At 56.7% G+C, this 17527-nt stretch carries 17 protein-coding genes; 10 read left to right on the top strand and 7 right to left on the bottom strand.

Going from position 1 to position 17527, the window contains the following annotated elements:
• Positions 1-16: 16 nt before the first annotated feature.
• Entirely contained in the window at positions 17-241 is a 225-nt protein-coding gene (locus ENH71_RS03835) for a DUF3820 family protein (RefSeq protein WP_294133564.1), read from the bottom strand.
• Between the two features lie 139 nt (positions 242-380).
• On the opposite strand from ENH71_RS03835, the gene ENH71_RS03830 reads away from it, so the two are divergent.
• The 9 genes from ENH71_RS03830 (at position 381) to ENH71_RS03790 (ending at position 9100) form a co-directional block, all read left to right on the top strand.
• Positions 381-2855, top strand: coding sequence for an ATP-binding protein (locus ENH71_RS03830; RefSeq protein ID WP_294133432.1), 2475 nt, complete (start codon positions 381-383; stop codon positions 2853-2855).
• 54 nt (positions 2856-2909) lie between these two features.
• Positions 2910-5231 carry a penicillin-binding protein 1B gene (gene mrcB / locus ENH71_RS03825; protein WP_294133429.1) on the top strand — a complete coding sequence of 774 codons (2322 nt, stop codon included), beginning with the start codon at positions 2910-2912 and terminating at the stop codon, positions 5229-5231.
• Positions 5228-5716: a tetratricopeptide repeat protein gene (locus tag ENH71_RS03820; RefSeq protein ID WP_294133427.1), complete on the top strand. Its 489-nt coding sequence runs from the start codon at positions 5228-5230 to the stop codon at positions 5714-5716. Before mrcB ends, ENH71_RS03820 begins: the two co-directional genes overlap by 4 nt.
• An 88-nt stretch (positions 5717-5804) precedes the next feature.
• A complete protein-coding gene (locus tag ENH71_RS03815; protein WP_294133425.1) occupies positions 5805-6440 on the top strand; it encodes an exopolysaccharide biosynthesis protein in 636 nt (211 codons plus the stop codon).
• 92 nt (positions 6441-6532) lie between these two features.
• Positions 6533-6823 (top strand): hypothetical protein, encoded by a 291-nt coding sequence (locus ENH71_RS03810; RefSeq protein WP_294133422.1) that lies wholly within the window; start codon positions 6533-6535, stop codon positions 6821-6823.
• Between the two features lie 10 nt (positions 6824-6833).
• Positions 6834-7262: a hypothetical protein gene (locus ENH71_RS03805; protein WP_294133420.1), complete on the top strand. Its 429-nt coding sequence runs from the start codon at positions 6834-6836 to the stop codon at positions 7260-7262.
• On the top strand, positions 7252-7515 hold the full coding sequence (locus tag ENH71_RS03800; protein WP_294133417.1) for a hypothetical protein: 264 nt from the start codon (positions 7252-7254) through the stop codon (positions 7513-7515). The genes ENH71_RS03805 and ENH71_RS03800 overlap by 11 nt, the downstream gene beginning before the upstream one ends.
• A gap of 108 nt (positions 7516-7623) precedes the next feature.
• Complete coding sequence (locus tag ENH71_RS03795; protein WP_294133414.1) at positions 7624-8709, top strand: AI-2E family transporter; 1086 nt, start codon at positions 7624-7626, stop codon at positions 8707-8709.
• 7 nt (positions 8710-8716) lie between these two features.
• Positions 8717-9100 (top strand): hypothetical protein, encoded by a 384-nt coding sequence (locus tag ENH71_RS03790; RefSeq protein WP_294133412.1) that lies wholly within the window; start codon positions 8717-8719, stop codon positions 9098-9100.
• 34 nt (positions 9101-9134) lie between these two features.
• On the opposite strand, the gene ENH71_RS03785 is transcribed toward ENH71_RS03790, so the two are convergent.
• Complete coding sequence (locus ENH71_RS03785; protein ID WP_294133409.1) at positions 9135-9485, bottom strand: DUF454 family protein; 351 nt, start codon at positions 9483-9485, stop codon at positions 9135-9137.
• Positions 9486-9717: 232 nt separating this feature from the next.
• Positions 9718-11340, bottom strand: a complete 1623-nt coding sequence (locus ENH71_RS03780; RefSeq protein ID WP_294133407.1) for a hypothetical protein — start codon at positions 11338-11340, stop codon at positions 9718-9720.
• 175 nt (positions 11341-11515) lie between these two features.
• Between ENH71_RS03780 and ENH71_RS03775 the strand changes: the two genes are divergently transcribed.
• Positions 11516-12451: a DUF5715 family protein gene (locus ENH71_RS03775; protein ID WP_294133404.1), complete on the top strand. Its 936-nt coding sequence runs from the start codon at positions 11516-11518 to the stop codon at positions 12449-12451.
• A 17-nt stretch (positions 12452-12468) separates the two neighbouring features.
• On the opposite strand, the gene ENH71_RS03770 is transcribed toward ENH71_RS03775, so the two are convergent.
• The 4 genes from ENH71_RS03770 to mdoH all read right to left on the bottom strand — a co-directional run bounded on the left by ENH71_RS03770 (position 12469) and on the right by mdoH (position 17523).
• Positions 12469-13395: a DUF1853 family protein gene (locus ENH71_RS03770; RefSeq protein WP_294133401.1), complete on the bottom strand. Its 927-nt coding sequence runs from the start codon at positions 13393-13395 to the stop codon at positions 12469-12471.
• Complete coding sequence (locus ENH71_RS03765) at positions 13392-13646, bottom strand: flagellar biosynthesis protein FlgE (RefSeq protein ID WP_294133400.1); 255 nt, start codon at positions 13644-13646, stop codon at positions 13392-13394. The genes ENH71_RS03770 and ENH71_RS03765 overlap by 4 nt, the downstream gene beginning before the upstream one ends.
• A gap of 141 nt (positions 13647-13787) precedes the next feature.
• Positions 13788-15254: a sodium:solute symporter family protein gene (locus ENH71_RS03760; protein ID WP_294133399.1), complete on the bottom strand. Its 1467-nt coding sequence runs from the start codon at positions 15252-15254 to the stop codon at positions 13788-13790.
• Positions 15255-15384: 130 nt separating this feature from the next.
• Positions 15385-17523, bottom strand: coding sequence for a glucans biosynthesis glucosyltransferase MdoH (gene mdoH / locus ENH71_RS03755; protein WP_294133396.1), 2139 nt, complete (start codon positions 17521-17523; stop codon positions 15385-15387).
• Positions 17524-17527 lie beyond the last annotated feature (4 nt).

The raw sequence follows: 17527 nt of genomic DNA, 5'->3' as shown, positions 1-17527 counted from the left end.
GGAATTGCAGTGCCGGTCAGTACTTGCCAGGGTCCTGACTGCCCCGGCCTTGTAACATGCCTTCCAACCCGTTTACCTTGATTTCGTACATCAACGCGAGCTGACGCCCCAGTTTGCTGTTCGGGAAACCCTGCCGGTGGAACCAGACCAGGTAAGGCTCGGGCAGGTCAATCAGTTTTTTCCCCCTGTACTTGCCAAAAGGCATGGTCTGGCTGAGCGTTTCAGCGAGAATGTGTTGCATGGCTTCCACGGTTTTCTCCGAACGGGACAGGTGCGCAATTGTATTATCAAAGCCGGACGGTTTCTGAAGTCTGACATTACATGCTAGATTATCACCTGCCTGTACTAAAGAGTAAAAAACAGGTTGTCAGGGAGTTCGGATGAAGAAGGTATTTCTCCTCGCCAATGTGTTAGTGGCATTGGTTCTAATTACAATTATTACCTACAGTGTTCTGGTGGATCGCGCACAGGTTATTGAGACCACGTATCGTGGGCTTGAGAACGCCACTGACGCCTTGGCTGAACATACACAGCAAACCCTGATGGCACTTGATCTGGGACTTGTTGCAGTAGCCCTGACTGGCGAAGAAGATATCGCCGATCTGGCAGCACTGAACGGAGAGCTGGTCAACCGTCAGTCGGCCGCGGTCAACACCTATGCTTTCTATGTGCTTGACCGCGACGGACGGCTGATTGCCAGCTCACGCACACCTGATCCGGAACCTGTTGATTTTTCGGAGTATCCCGAGTTTTTTGTGCACCGGGACGGAAACGACAATGGCATGTATGTTGCCACACCCCGGCTGGGAACCGTTGGCCTGGCTGAAGGGCAATGGATCGTTAATGTCAGTCGCCGGATATCGGCGCCTGATGGCAGTTTTGCTGGTGTGGTTGCGGCGGCGATGTCGCTCGATTATCTGAGTGATTTCTACGACGCCCTGCGTGCAGGCGAGCAGAGCGCTCTGGGATTGTTGTCAGCAGAAGGCAGGGTGATAGCCCGGAGTCCGTTTGCAGCAGCACTGATGGGGGTGGATTTTTCGCAGGACTCGCAATTCCGTAATGTCCGGGGTTCCGTCGATGGCGGGCGCGTCGCGGACCTGTCTGCCGAGAACGACATGTCGCGCCTGTCCGCTTTCAGCTACACCTGGAACAATCGCCTGATTGCCTATGCCAATATCACCGAAGCCGAAGCATTGGCCGGGTGGCGGGGACGTGTGCTGTCCAAGGTCAGCATTGGTCTGCTGGTGATGCTGACCTTTTCCGGTTGCTCGGTGGCAACCGTGGTGTTGGTGCAGCGTGAGCAAGACTTCGCCGAGCAGACGCTACACACCCAGCAACGGGCACAGGACTACGTCAGTGCCGCCAAAGCGGAAATGGAAACGGTGTTCTCAGCCATCTCCGATGCCGTGTTTTCGCTGGATCGAAAATGGCAGTTTGCCTTCCTCAATGCTGAAGCTGAGCGGGTCCTGGAACGCTCCGCTGAGGAGTTGTTGGGCAAAATAATATGGGAAGAGTTTCCGGAGTTGACCGAGACCGGTTTTTACGAGCGCTACAAGGAGGCCAGGGCGACCAATACCGCGGTCTCTATGGAGCGCTACTACCCACCGCTGAAGAAATGGTTTGTGATCAAGGCCTACCCGCATAAAGATGGTATGACCGTTTATCTGCAGGACTTCACGCAACAGAAGGAGATGGCAGAGCGCTTGCGCCAGGCGCAGAAAATGGACGCGCTGGGACAACTGACGGGCGGTATCGCGCACGATTTCAACAACCTGTTGACGGTTATCCTCGGAAATGTGGATTTGCTCAAATCGCATCTGGAAACGGCGCCTGAGGATGTCAGAACTCAGGCTGAGGTCATCCGTATTGCCGGAGAGCGTGCGGCCGAGCTGACCCATCGGCTGTTGGCGTTTGCCCGGCGACAGCCGCTCAATCCGCAACAGACGGATATCAATGCGCTGGTCTCGGAAGCCAGGCAGTTGCTGGCGCGTACCGTGGGTGAAGACGTCAGCATTGAGCTGGTCTGCGGCGAGGGTTTATGGTCGGCCATCGTTGACCCCAATGAATTGCACAATGCCATTCTTAATCTGGCGCTGAACTCGCGTGATGCCATGCCTCAGGGTGGAAAACTCACCATTGAAACCGGCAACGCTGTCATTCAGCAGGGGTACGCGGATGACCACGCCATGGTGGCTGGCGACTACATCATGGTTGCAGTTTCAGATACCGGTTGTGGTATGCCGGCGGATGTCGCTGCGCAGGCGTTCGACCCCTTTTTTACGACCAAGGAGGAAGGCAAAGGTTCCGGACTGGGGCTGGCCATGGTATACGGTTTTGCCAATCAATCCGGTGGCCAGGTAAGAATTTACAGTGAACCGGGAGAGGGCACCACGGTCAGACTCTATCTGCCGCGTGCCAGTGAGGGTAGCAGCAGTCGATATCAGGGGGTATCGGCAGCGTCAACGATGGCGGGCGGCGATGAGCGTATCCTGCTGGTTGAGGATGATGAGCTGGTGCGGCGTTATGCCGTCTCCAGTCTGCGCCAGTTGGGTTATCAGGTCAGTGACTTCGGCGACGGTGCGCAGGCGCTCGGGGCACTGCGTGACGCCGTTGACAAGGCCTGTCCGTTCGCATTGCTGCTGTCAGACGTTGTGCTCGCCGGCGGCATATCCGGCAAAGAAGTGGCGACCGCAGCGGCCGCCATCGATCCTGACATGAAATTGCTGTTCATGTCCGGCTACGCAGAAAATGCGATTGTGCATCATGGTCGTCTGGACCCGGGTGTGAATCTTCTCAGCAAACCCTTCCGCACCGCCGACCTGGCGCGCAAAGTGCGTGAAATCCTGGATAGCTGACGCCCGCGACAATGCCATGGCGGGGGCTTGCCCGATAGTGTCATAATACACGCCATGACAGAGCCGGAAGTAAAGCGTGTACACAGCAGGCAGTCCTGGCGTCGTGGTTTGACCTGGGTACTGGGTTCAGGCATTGCTCTGATACTGGTCTGGCTGGTTTGGGTAGACTATCAGGTGCGCCGCGATTTTGAAGCCTTGCAATGGGCGTTGCCAGCGCGTATCTACGCCCGCCCAGCCGAGCTGTATACCGGAGCGCACCTCAGTATCACTGACCTGACTGATCATCTGCAGCGACTGGGTTACCGGCAGGTGGACACTGTTTCCGGTGCCGGCGAATTCACCCGGCAGGGACAACAACTGCGTCTGCAAACCCGTGGTTTTCGTTTCTGGGACGGTAGTGAGCCGGGTGTCATGGCGCAAATCGAGTTTGCCGGATCCCGTATTGCCCGGGTCAGCGCCAGCGCGGTGGGTGGTGCGTTTGAGGGTGATGTGCCTTTGGTGCGGCTGGAGCCTGTCGAAATTGCGCAGATCAATCCCGATACCGGTGAAGACCGGTTGCCGGTGTCCCTGACGCAGGTGCCGGATGCTCTGGTCAATGCCATTATTGCTGTGGAAGATCAGCGTTTCTATCAGCACTGGGGCGTTGATCCCAAAGGTATTCTGCGAGCATTGTGGGTTAATCTGCGCCGGGGTGAGGTCGCTCAGGGTGGCAGTACCCTGACGCAGCAATTGGTCAAGAATCTCTACCTGACACAAGACCGTACGTTGCGTCGCAAGATCGAAGAAGCGGTCATGGCATTGGCGCTTGAGCTGCATTTCAGTAAAGACGAGATCCTCGCGGCCTATCTGAATGAAGTGTTTCTGGGCCAGGACGGTAACCGTGCCATCCATGGTTTCACACTGGCCGCGCAATTTTACTTTGCGCGGCCCCTGGCGGAGCTGTCACTGGCCGAGCTCGCACTGTTGGCGGGCCTGCCCCGCGGTGCATCCTATTACAATCCACGACGCAATCCCGAACGCGCCATGAATCGTCGCAATACGGTATTGCGCAACATGTTTGAGCAGGGATATATCTCTGCGGCTGACTACGATAGCGCACGGGTCGCAGATTTACGGACCAGTCAGCGGCCCACCCGTCGCAACCGGGCCTATCCGGCGTTTATGGAGCTGGTGCGGGCGGACCTGGCCCGGGATTATGACGCTGATGCCTTGCGTTCGGAGGGGCTGCGGATTTTTACTACCCTGGATCTGCGTGTGCAGGACACCATGGACTCGGCGCTGGAACCGGCGGTAGCGGCTGTCGAGGTGACTGCAGATGATGGCACAGCGTTGCAGGCCGCGATGGTTATTACCGATAGCAATACAGGTGAAGTCAGAGCACTCGCGGGCGCGCGCCGGTCCGGCGCGGTCGGCTTTAACCGGGCACTTAATGCCGTTCGTCCGATCGGGTCGCTGGTAAAGCCGGCGGTCTATCTGGCAGCACTGGAGTCGGGCAACAACACGCTGGCCACGGTGTTGTCGGATCGTCCGGTTGACTTGTTGGCAGAGGGCGGTCAGCAGTGGTCGCCGCGCAACTACGATGACCAGATGTTCGGTGATGTTTATCTGCACGATGCGCTGGCGCGTTCCCTGAATCTGGCTACTGTCGACCTGGGCATTAAAATCGGCGTCGATACGGTGATAGATATGCTGGCAAAACTGGGTCATACACGGCCGGTACCCGAGTATCTGTCGCTGTTGCTTGGTGCGGTAGACATGGCACCTCTTGAGGTGGCCCGATTCTACCAGACTCTGGCCAGTAACGGCTTTTACTCGCCATTGCGCTCGGTCGAGGCGGTGACAACGGGTACCGGCGAGCGGCTGCAGCGTTATGGCTTTGAAACTGAACAGGTCGCTGATGCATCTTCTGTTTTCCTGCTGGAACAGGCGCTGCAGGATGTTTTCGCGCAGGGCACTGCGCGCAGCGTCGCAGACGATCTGGCGGACAAGTTACCGCTGGCCGGGAAAACCGGCACCACTAATGACTTCAGGGATAGCTGGTTTGCCGGCTATGGAGATGATCTGACGGGTGTGGTATGGCTGGGCTACGACGATAACAGAAGTACTGGCCTGACCGGCGCAACGGGTGCTTTGCGGGTATGGACCGCAGTTATGCAACAATTGAATATTCAGCCCAGACAAACGCGCGCGCCAAATGCTATTGTATGGCATGAAGTACCTGTTCAGGCAACTGCACGCCCGGCTGATGACGATTGCCGTAACACCCGATTGTTGCCCTTTCGCGCCGGACAGTTGCCTGTCGCGGTGACCCATTGTCTGCAGAGCGAATCATTGTTGGAACGGGTATTTGACCGATTTCGGAGTCAGAATCCATGATGTTGCGAGTGTTGTTACTGATCACTTCAGGCCTGTTGACGGCCTGCGCCGGATACCAGCCGGTCAGCCAGCAGCCGGCGCCAGTCGAGCGTAGCGAGCCCGACACGGTAAACACGCCGGCTCTGGTAGGACCGCCGCCGCCGTCGTCTGGGCAATCAGTGCCGAGAGCGTCGACACCGTCCTCGCCGTCACCTGAATCGCCGCGGGACACGGTACCGGCAACTGCATCATCAACCCTGTTGGCATCGGTGGATGCCGCGATCGCTGCGGGTGACCTGGAGCGCGCAGCCGCCGTCAGTGAACGGGCCTTAAGAATCAGCCCGCGGGACGCGATAATCTGGTACCGGCTAGCCGATGTCCGCTACCGGCAACAACAGTACGCTGATGCCAGGGGGCTGGCCAGAAGGGCACTCAGTTATGCGGGTTCTGATGCGCTATTGCGACAACAGATCAGTGATTTTATTGAACAACTGAATCGTCTTTGATAGGAGGCGCCATTACACCGGTACAATGCTTTATTGAATCGGGTTTGTCAGTGGTATTCGGGTAACCAAAAGGACATTGGAGTTTTTTGTGAGTGACAATCCGGAACAGCGCGGTGAACGTGCGGATGAGTGCACCACAGGCAGGCAGCCGGAGAATCTGGAAGCCATGCTGGATCTTCTTCATGACGTGGCCTCGGATGGCGATGAGGTCTCCCTGAATGATGTTTTTGACACTATCGGCAGACGCTCCTTTGGCCCGGTCGTATTGTTTGCCGGGCTGGTGACGCTGGCGCCGGTGGTTGGTGATGTGCCGGGAATGCCTACCATTATGGGATCGATTGTGTTGCTGACCGTCGCGCAGATCGTCCTGCAGGCCCGACATTTCTGGCTGCCTGACTGGTTGTTGGCCCGTTCAGTGTCATCAGAAAAGATGCGCAAGGCGGTGTCGGCAATGAGGAAACCGTCGCGCTTTATCGATCGTTTGCTGAAACCTCGCCTGACGGTTTTGGTGCGCGGCGCCACGAGATATGCCGTGGCGTTGGCCTGTGGTGTCACCGCGATGATGACACCGGCTATGGAGTTTATCCCGTTCAGCGCCAATGGTGCGGGGTTGATCTGGACATTGTTTGGCCTGGCATTGATCACTGATGATGGTTTTGTGGCGTTGCTTGGGTACTGCCTGTCGGGTGGCGTGCTGGCGATAATCGTGGCCAACCTGATGTGATGGCGGGCATTTGCCAGTGCAGAGGAGTTTCTTTAGTATTAGACAAGGTTTGAGGATAAGACTGTTATACTCACCGCAACAGGAGAATGGTTATGGCAACTGCAAAGAAACAGGGATCGGAAGCGGAACTGGAAGCAAGTAAACAATCGGCCCGGGAGGCGCTGGACAAGTTGCTGGAGGCAAAAGATCATTTCCGTCATGCGGCAGAAATTGCCGGCCTTGATGTGAAGGCGGAAGCGTTGGATCAACTGGTCAAAGGTAAGGACAAAGCCGATGACCTGACTGGCTCGGCAATCGAATACGTAAAGGAAAAGCCTGCACAGGCGCTTGCTATCGCGTTTGTGGGCGGGTATGTGCTATCGAAAATATTCTCCAGAAATTGAAGCGGGTAGCATGAGCGACGATCATCGCGAGCCGCTGAAACTGCCTGGCCCCGAAAAAGACAGCGGCAAAGCGCAGGATGAGCTGAATGCCTGGCTTGCCTGGTTCCGGCAGCTGGCAGCATTGGCCAGCGCCTTGTCGGTGTTGGCGACGGCAGAAATCAGGCTTGCCAGCGCCGATTTGCGTCGATTATTTTTTCTGGTTTTATTTTTTCTACCCATCGTTGTTTTTGCCTGGTTGGGTCTGTCAGTTTGTATTTCCTGGCTGGTGTACAGTCAGAGTGGTCTGCCCGGCGCCGGTTTTTTTACCTTTTTTGTGGTGCAGGCAGCCGCTGTGGTTTATATGTGGCTTTTGTTCAAAAAGTACCGTCGCAGTTTGACGTTGCCAACGACCCGCCGCTACCTGGATGAGATCATTGAGGACATAAAACATGGCCCGTGACGACCTGGTGCTCAGAATCAAGGCGGCGGCGATAACAGTCGAGCTGGAGCAATTGCGCAGCCAGCGACTGGGATTGCGGCCGATCAATACGTTCAGACGTCACCGAGGCTGGGTTATTCCGCTGTGTGGATTTACCGCCGGCGCTATTGCGGGCAGTGCGTCCGGCCGTGCTTCGGTATCAGCGTTATTGTCCACAGGATTCGCTGCGATTCGATTGCAACCGTATGTGGTCCGATTTCTTAAAATTATCTAGTTTGCCTTCGGGCAAAACAGCAAACGACCACAGCAGGACTTGAGTACCGCAGGGATGAACCCAGACGCAGAACAAAAACAGAGTCGGCAGACAGAGTTGCCAGTTACGTTGATCACAAGAATGCTGCAGGGCTTGCTCGCACTGGCCTTGTTGTACACCCTGTATTTCGCCAAAACCCTGCTGGTGCCTATCGTGGTGGCGTTGTTGCTGACCTTGCTGCTGATTCCCGCCGTTAACTTTTTCCGCCGCTATCACGTGCCTCGGGCGCTTTCGGCAATATTGCTGATGTGCAGCATTGCTGTGCCGTTCACCCTGCTGGGCATGGAGTTGGCGGGTCCGGTACAAAAGTGGGCACAGCGTCTGCCGGAACTGTCAGCCACGTTTACGCAACAGATTGATATCATGACCTCCGCCTGGAGTGCCGAGCCAGAGACAGAGCAGGAGGACCCATCGCGGGCATTCTTCTCCCGATTATTCGGCGGCGATGACGAGGCCCCCCCCGAGCTTGTTGATGACAGCAATGCGGTAACCGAGCGCATTACTCAGGGTGGCGTCGAACTGATGATTTACATGTTGGCGGCAACACCAATCTTTCTGGCGCAATTGGTAACATGCCTGACGCTGACCGTTTTTCTGTTGGTGTTTGGTGCCCGGCTGTTCGATTCTGCTATCAGGTATCTGCCACGAGTGACCGACAAGGAGGGGGCTCATGGGCTGATTGATACCATAGAGCTTGAGTTGTCCCGCTACATATTGACGGTCAGTATCATCAACTCCCTGCTTGGCATGACCACTGCCGGCGTATTCTGGCTTTTAGGTGTCGAGGATGCCTTGCTGTGGGGGGCTCTGGTTGCTCTGCTCAATTTCGCCCCGTACGTGGGTATGTTTATCGGTTTGAGTCTGCTCTCGCTGGCCGGTTTGGCACAATATGGTTTTGTGCCGTTTGCCATGGTACCGGCGCTCGTCTACTTTTGCATTAATGGCATCGAAGCGCAGTTTGTGACACCCACCGTGCTGGGCAATCATATGCGCCTCAACCCGCTGGTGTTAATGATCTGGCTGATAATCTGGGCCTGGTTGTGGGGTGTGGTGGGTGTATTGCTGGCGGTACCATTGCTGGTATGCATCAAGCTGGCTGCCAGTGAGCTCAATGTTCCGGGTCACTGGATTCGGATTATCGAAACCCGCGCATGAGTTGTTTGTGAAACCAAATTCCCGACAGTGTCTGTTTTGTGGCCTGCTTGACTCGCGAACTCCCGGCGAGATTGCCGACCGCCATCTGGAGCCGGTTTGCGTCAAGTGCGACACCCCGTTGTGGAGCCAGAGTGATGGTTCCACAGTGACGGTTGATATCGCGCATCAACGGGAGACCGTGGCACAGGCATTGGGCAAATTCAAAGAGGCATTGAGCCGGAGTTGGCAGCGCAGCCATGCAGAGCATTTGCGCCTTATTGTAGGTGGCGGTCTCATCAGGGACGCGGTGCTGGGTGAATTGTTTTTTCTGAACAGCAAGGGCATCGTGCTGGCATTCGAGGAAGAAAATCGCGGGGCGGTGCTGGTGCGGCTGCGATGGCCGTTACTGTAACGGCCGGGTTGCTGTCTTCCGGCCTAACACTGTCTCAGCGGCGCAAGGAGCGACAGGTAAATCTGGCGCCTGCCGCCACACCCTGGACCACAGCTTTTGCCGCTACCCAGAAGGACAGACGGGCACGCTGTCCCCAGGACAGGCCGGCAGTTGCATGCCAGGATTGCAGCTGTTTGCGGAACCAGGGCTGATTGTGGGCATAGGCAGAGGCCCGACGCGATACCCGGGTTAACAGGAGCGCCGCCAGAAACAGGAAAAGCACGCCGGGTATAATAGGCAGAATGAGCCCGATAATACCAAGCAGCACAAAACCAACTATCACGACCAGGGCAATGACTTTGGCATAGAGTGGCAGTGGGTTGAATTGTGGTGTGGGTAGATGCACAAACACGCTCCTGAGGCTTGGGGTGTGACAACAAGACCGCCAACATGACGATCTCCGTGCAAATACTCAAGCAGTGTTTGTGCCAGTTTTCAAGCCATTGATAAACAACTACTTTTAGTTCGCTTTGTGAGCCATTGGTGGCATCAGAAACCAACAGTTGGCGTGTTTGGCAGTGTTGCCGGTCATTTTGGCCATGCCAGTCGGACCCACGCCAGTCTGAAGAGCCGGGGCGCTAGTTGACCAGATAGGCGCGGGCACGTCTCAGTGCCGGACGATCAGAGTCAGCGGTCGCGGCCACGGTCAAAAGCTCCCGATAATAACCCCGGGCCGCTTCCGTATCGCCGGCATCATGGGCTGCCTGAGCGGCGCCCTTGAGTGCCAGAAAACGGTTGGGTTCTTTCGCCATGGTGGCCTCGAATTCGACCAGTGCCAGTTCCGGCAGTTCGGCAGCCAGCAACATCATGCCCAGCAATTCGCGAGCAGGCGCCAACGGTCCTGGCGAAACTGCCGATTTGTCGGTACCGTCCTCGACCAGTGCTGCCGCCCGCAAATCAGCGATAGCCTGCTCCTGCTCTCCCCGTGCAAATGTCACCCAGGCGCTCGAGACCTGCAACTGGATGTCAATCTGCTCGGTCCAGTAGGCGTCACTGTTTTGTTCTGCACGTTGCTTCTGGGTTCGCAGCATATCGATATCGGTACTGGCAGCGTCAGGGTTGCCGCTTCGAGCCGCACCCAGGGCGCGGGCGAAATGCGTCATGGCCTGGGTATGCGGCGTGTCAGCGGGATTCACGGTAAGACCGGCTGCGGCAGTAAAATCCTCTCTCTCCAGTGCATACCGAGCCGGAATGGCAGCTATTGCGAATGCGCCTGCCTGAGTGGCGCCCACCGCGGTAATATTGACCTGTTCAGTCAGGGACAGCGCGCGCTCTACGACGCCCGCCGCCGCCTGATCCCGTCCCATTTGCAAATAGGCGTAAGTCAGATAATCCAGCGCATGCAATTCAGAACCTGCATCGTTATCGTTACGGGCAGCTTGTGCCGCGCGCAGATTGGTATTCACCGATTCCTCCCACATGCCCACCCGGGTGAAGGTGTGTGACGGCATATGCAAGGCATGCGGAGCGTCCGGCGCCAGCGACGCGTAGACCTGAGCGGCATTCAATGCGCGTTCAGCCAGCGGCGGGTGGTCGTAAGCGTGAATAATGTAGTGCGCCAGCCCGGGATGTTCCGGGTATTGTTCAAACAGGGGCTCCAGAATGCCCGCGGCTTTTAATTGCTGCGCGTAGGTCTTGTCACTGGCCCGGGCATTCTGGTTAATGGCCAGGGCATAGAATATTTTGCCTTCCCTGTCGTCCGGATAACGAGTAGTCAGTGTTTGCATGGCATTTTCATAAGCCATCGTGCGCTGATACTGGTTGCCGGGCTGATCGTCGGCAAACAGTTCGGCGACAGCGTCTATGTACAGCGATTCTCTTGGTGTCGGGGAGCCGGTCTGCTGCGCCAGTGTCACGGCTGCCTGCCCGCGCTGCAGTTGTTGGGCATTGCGTTGACCGGCAAATGGATTGCCCCAATGGCTCAGGGCTATGCCCCAGTGTGCCATGGCACAGTTCGTATCCTCTGCCAGCACGTCATTAAAAACGTCAATTGCCTCTGCGAACCAGAATGAGTGCATCAGGGCGATCGCGCGATTGAAATCATCCCGGGTCGACTCGGCGCAGGAGGTGGTGAATTCAACATTTGCACTGCCCACCTGACTGGCATCCGGTGTATTCTGTCCTGAGTGTTGAGCGGCCGCAACTGAGCTCAGCGTAAGGGTGAACACAGCAGCAGTAAGCGATTTAAGCTGACTATTCATGGCAAAACCTCCTTTTGGAAGCCTACTCTAACATTATCTTCTCCCCGTTGGGGCGGGTGCGAGTGTGGCGGATGCGGAGTTAACTATAAAATGTCAAAATATTTATTAATAAAATCATGTAAGTGCTGGACAAACTGAACAATTAACGTGAGAATGCGGCGGTAGCAGAAAAATAATGACCAAATTTAGTGGGGCAGACGGTATGCGGAACCTGACACCAGCACTTGTAGCGATACTCCTGATTGCAGCGGTCAGTACGGCGCAGGCACAGACCCTGCGAGGCTCGCGCGAGTCCATCACACAACAGAATCAGCATGCGGTGACGCATGGCTATACGTTCGTTCAGACCTCCAGTCAGGTGACTGACCTGGTCAATACGGGCGAGCTGGTCCGGGTCGGCGCAACTCGCACCATGGTTCTGCACAACGTGTCTTATCCGTATGCACGGCCTCCCGTTAAAACCCTGATCGAACGCCTGAGCGCCCAATATTTCAACGCCTGTGGCGAAAAACTCACGGTCACCAGTCTGACCCGGCCCATTGCCCGTCAGCCGGCGAATGCCTCTGACGATTCGGTGCATCCTGCCGGCATGGCGGTAGATCTTCGCATTCCGTCGAACGGTCGGTGCCGAGCCTGGCTGGAAAACACCCTGTTGTCGCTGGAGAAAAATTATGTGCTGGATGTTACTCGCGAGCGACGACCACCGCATTACCATGTTGCCGTGTTTCCGGAAACCTATATCAATTACCTCGCCACGATCACCGGAGACAGCCGCGAATATACCGTCAGGCGTGGTGATACGCTGACAGCCGTCGCAGCGCGGATGAATACCACGGTGGCGCAATTGCGTGCAGCCAATGGCCTGCGTAGCGACCTGATTCATATCGGTCAGCGTCTGACGGTACCCGGTGACACCGCTTCGACCATTGCCAGTGCCTCATCTGCGCCCGTGATTCGCGAAGTCACGCATCGCGTCCAGCGCGGGGAAACCCTGTGGCGTATCGCCAGCCGCTACGAGACCAGTGTCGATGTACTGCGCAGCCAGAACGATCTGGCCGGAGATCTGCTCAGAATTGGTCAGACCTTGCGCGTTGTCCTCGACGGATCCTAGCGCTTAACCCGTTACTCTTAACACCCTGGCCAACTGTCGGGCACCACAAAAAAACGCTGAACCTCGCGCCACGAAGCGGATGCTTTGTCATGAGCCAGTGACGCAAACAGCCGTGGCGTGTCGCTACTTTCTATCTCTGCAAACACTGATGACAACGCTTCTGCTTCGGGAGTCCCGGTCTGTGACCAAGGCCCCAGCCAGTGCGGTTTGCGCAAGACCACCCAGGTCTCCGACATATCTGATTGTGCGCGCTTGCGGGCATCCGGCAATCGCAGCCAATAGCCGCGCAAGTGGCCGGAATCGGCTGAAGCAGGTGCCGTCAGTGCACTATCACGTGGATAAAACAGGTAGCCGGGCATGAATATCCGACTCGTTACGGGGGGCGTGATGCCGGATGCCGACAAGGTAGCAATGGTCTCGGGCAGCCGGCACCGCTGACTTTGTTCCCGGAGCATGCGGCTGGATTTGAGATCCAGACGGTCGCGTGCATTGGGGCCGTACCAGCGTATCTCCAGGTCATTACGGGCCATATATCCCAGATAGAACTTAACGGCGATTTCATGATGTTCATTGTGTCCGGTATGCGGATTGTGGACGATAAAATCCAGTTCACCCAACGTGATGCCAGCATCCCGGATAGGCAGATTTCTGGCGACGACAGTCCATCCCAGAAGGTCGCGCATCAGGCATTCGTAAAGCCGTTCGGCGTAGAGTCCCAAGCGGTAGTGTGGTGTCTCGGTCAACACGTCGGGTCCGTCTTCCGGATGACGGTCCCAATGTCTAAGGGTGGTCAGCGAACCTGTTGGTAACCAGTCATTGGGTCTGAAGCTGATGGGGCTGTTGATAAGCTGAGGCGTTTGGCAAAGCCAGGCCAGGTGGCGGACGGCAGGTGTCTGAAAGCTGGCTGCGACACGGGGAGTGAGCAGCCCGGGGGCCAGCGTCAAACAGTCACGTCCAGCAGTGAACCCACCATGGCGTCGGAAGTCCCGACCACGTTGGCGGAGGCATCAAACAGGGTCTGATTCATGCGGAGCTCGACCAGTGGTTGCGCAAAGCCCGTCACTGCAGCATTGATATCGGCACCGGCATCATTGGTCCGGACATTGAGGCGCGCAATGTCGTTTGCTGAATTAGCCATGCCCTGATAAGCGGCTTGCATGCCGTTCAGGCCAGCTTGCATTGTCGAGTTGATCATCTCGGTACCTTGTACATGGTCTGATCATCAGATTACTGCCTGTGGCGCATAGGGTCAAGCGTCGCCATCATCATGCTTGCGGCAGCCTGCCTGCAGTTAACAAACCGGAAGCAGCGTTGCGCTGCCCCCGGTTTGAAGGCATCAGGACAGTGGTGTTTTCAGTTGTCGATAAAAACTCTCACACTTCTCACCCTGGTTTTCCGGCGACTGTGTCAGCAGCGATACAACCGGGATGACAACGAGCGGCACCAGTGTTGTGAAGTAGGCAGCAACGTCATTTTCCAGATGCAGGAAGAAGGTGTTTACTGCCCAGGCCAGCAGGCCCAGACCATAACCCAGGGCAATCCCCCAGAAGACTCCCTGTTCCGTCGTCTTGCGCCAGTAGAAAATAAACGCGATGGCCAGCGCAGGCGGCACCACCATGGCGAAGCCCAGCAGCAATAGTTGCAGCACCGACGTAATCGGCAGCACACACGCCAGCGCACCGGCAAACAGGCCGTAGACCACACTGGTGATGCGGTAGGTTTTAAGTTTTCGTTTGGGTTCGAAGTCAGCCGAGCCCGGAATCCAGTCGTTGACAAACAACGTGGCGCTGGACAACAGGATTGGCCCGCCGGATGAGATCAGCGCGGCCAGCACGGCAGCAATCGCAACCCCCCCGATGATTGGACCTGTATCCGTGGCTATCTGGGTGATAGTGGCGTAACTGCTGATGCCGCTTTCGGTGCCGTAGCGGGCGACCGCTTCTATGCCAATAATGGACGCCAGAATAGGCATGATGGCTGCCAGTACACCGGCGATCAAAAATGCCGGTATCAGCAGGTTCTCGCTGCGGGCAGAACTGGAGTAGTTAACATACACTGACGCCGCTGGCGTGTGAATGACCGCCGAGAAGAACATGGCGATGATCGGGAACCAGCCCAGGCCAACAAAGCTCCACCAGCTTGTGGGTGCAATATCCGAGTTCAGCAAAGCGATATCAACTTTCTCCCGGATGCCGCTGATGCCACCCAGTTCGTTACCGGCAATGATGGCGACTGCGCCCAGTCCGAACATCACTACCAGTACATGTATCACATTGGTGGCCGAGGCGCCGCGCAGCCCGGAGAATGTGGTCGACATGATAATGATGACGGCGCCGAGCATGATGGCCACTTCGCGGTTGATGCCAAACACGGCACTGATAATGATGCCCACCAGCAATGGTTCCAGAATATTGATGATCAGGTATTCGGTCTGTACGCACAGACTGGTCAGCCAGCCGTTGCGGGAACTGTTGTGACGCTTGACGAATAGTTCACTGATAGTGGTAAGACGCAGGCGACGATAGGGAACCGCGAACAACAGGCCCACCAGGGCCAGGGCAAGAAAGGAGTTGACGCCGTACCACATGTTCCAGACGCCGGTGTTCATGGTGTCGCCAGCTACGCCGTAGGTACCGGCGCCACCGATACGGGTGCCGGCAATACCGGCGGCAATCAGCCACAATCCCATGCCGCCGCCGCCGATGGCCCAGTCGGCGGAGTTTTTGTTGCGTTTGGTCAGGTAAACACTTACCAGTGCGATAAGTGCCAGATAGACGATAATCGTCACGCCAGCCAGATTCATTGTAATTCCCCCCGGAATTTACCTGTTCTAATGATTTTGATAGCGCTTGCGCTTGTCGCGCGGCATGATGTTCTGCCCTGAGCAAGCAACGCGCAGGGATTGTATAGCCCTGCCGAACGGTTGTTAACCTTTATTTTGTGGCAAGCTGCAACCTGGCGCTGCCTGCTGCGAGCCTGGCGACAATGTGGATCAGCTCAGGGTTGTGCAGAAACGCCATGCTCTCTGCGGGTGTCAGCCAGGCTTCCAGTGCGTCCATTGATGGTGAGCGTTCCGCCTTGGCGGCTGCCAGGACCTGCGCGGGGTCAAAACGATTTTTGTCCGCAGGCGTCTGCGGTAACTGCGCACAATGCCACTCACAAAAAGCAGCATCATGCAGCATCAGAGCCAGCCCCGGTTGCGCATTGGCAGAATTGTCCCCGCGTGTGCTTTCCAGCCGCCGGGTGACGTCTGTCAAAATTCTGTTGGGACGTCTTTCTTCCGGTGTTCGCAAAATGCCAAACAATTTCAGTGCCTGCCCTGGCCCGCGCTTGCCGCTGGCCCATGACAGCAGCGCTGATGATAACAGGCCAGCGGTCACCGGCAACGTCCACAAAAACAGATCATGGTGCAGATAAAATGTGAGGCCTGATACCACGATGCCCACCACGGTATGCCATTTGTGTCGGCGCCAGGCATCCATCAATGGGATGGAACCATCATCCCTGCGTTGAGGTTTCCAGCCGCTGTCACCGCCGGTAAAGATCTCCCAGACCATTCGGCTTTGCGCCAGCATCATGATTGGAGCTACCAGGGCAGACAGCAGAATCTCGACCAGAACGCTGAGGGTCACCAGCACGGGGCCGCCATAACGGAAACACCGGCGCAGATTGATGATGGCGCTGGCCCAGCCCAGAAACTTGGGCAGCAGCACGATGGCCATGGATGCCACAAACAGATTGATGGCACGCTCGGAGTCGAACACCGGCCAGGTCGGGAACAGCGACGGTTGGGTAAAGTACTCCGGTCGCGTCATGTCGGCCTGCACGGCCAGCAGCAGACCGGTAGCGACCAGCATCAGCCAGAATACTGCGCTCATGTACGCCATGATGCCCGAAAGAATGTGCAGTCGGCTGGTCATCGCCAGACCTCTGGCGAACAGGAAACGCGAATGTTGCAGATTGCCCTGACACCAGCGTCGATCGCGCACCATGACATCGGTGATCGACGGTGGTGGCTCTTCGAAACTGTCATTCAGATCGGTTGCCAGCTTGACTCCCCACCCATTGCGTCTGAGTAGCGCCGCTTCGATGAAGTCATGGCTTATGACATGCCCGCCGAAGGGCGGCTTGCCTTTGAGTATTGGCAGGTGGGCAGAGGCCGCAAATGCTTCGGTGCGGATGATGGCGTTGTGACCCCAGAAGTTGCTGCCTTCACCATGCCAGATCGACAGCCCATGGCTGAAAATAGGCCCGTAGAGTCGGTTGGCAAATTGTTGCAGTCGTGCATAGAGTGTGTGACCCCAGACAATCGCGGGTACCGTTTGCAACAACCCCAGTCCGGGCTCTGCTTCCAGGCGCCGGGCCAGTTCGATCATGGTGTCAGTGCCCATGACGCTGTCCGCATCAAGCACCAGCATGGCCTCATAACCGCCACCCCAGTGCGTCACCCAGTCGGCAATATTACCGGCTTTTCGCTCGCTGTTGTCGCGACGGTGACGGTAGTAAACGGGACAAACTCTGTTGCTGTTGATGATCAGTTGGCGGAATGTTCGTTCCTCGTTGATCCAGGCAGAAGCATTGTTGGTATCACTGAGAATGAAAAACGCAAACCGGCCAGGTGCGTCGTCCGCAAGCCCGGCAGCCATGGTCTCTATTGCTGCCGCTACACGAACAGGGTCTTCATTGTAAACGGGCACCAGAACCGCTGTACGGATGGCCGGTGGTCGGTCATGAAGATAACGGCGTCCGCGGATATCGCGAAACATCAACAACAGGAAACCGAGCAGGGCCTGGCTGCCAGCAAAACTTATCCATGCGAAATTAATCGAAAACAGGATCAGGAATACCCACTGCACAGTAGTGATGCTGCGATTGAGCACAGCATACATTTCATACACGCCGTAGCTGGTTACTGCCAGCGTGATGATGGTCAATAACAGCCGCATGAACCACGTTCGTGCGCGGAATGCAGACCAGCCACTGCGCAATGCTATACCCGCCGCGTGTTGATGCTGGCGCGGCATGTCCAATGGTTGCTCCGGGGGCAGCGCAAGGTCAGGCCTGGTGTTCATGGCA

This window comes from Pseudohongiella sp., assembly GCF_011050365.1.
Classification (GTDB): Bacteria; Pseudomonadota; Gammaproteobacteria; order Pseudomonadales; family Pseudohongiellaceae; genus Pseudohongiella.
Note: the sequence above shows the minus strand (reverse complement) of the source record. Positions and strands in the feature narration are given on the sequence as shown.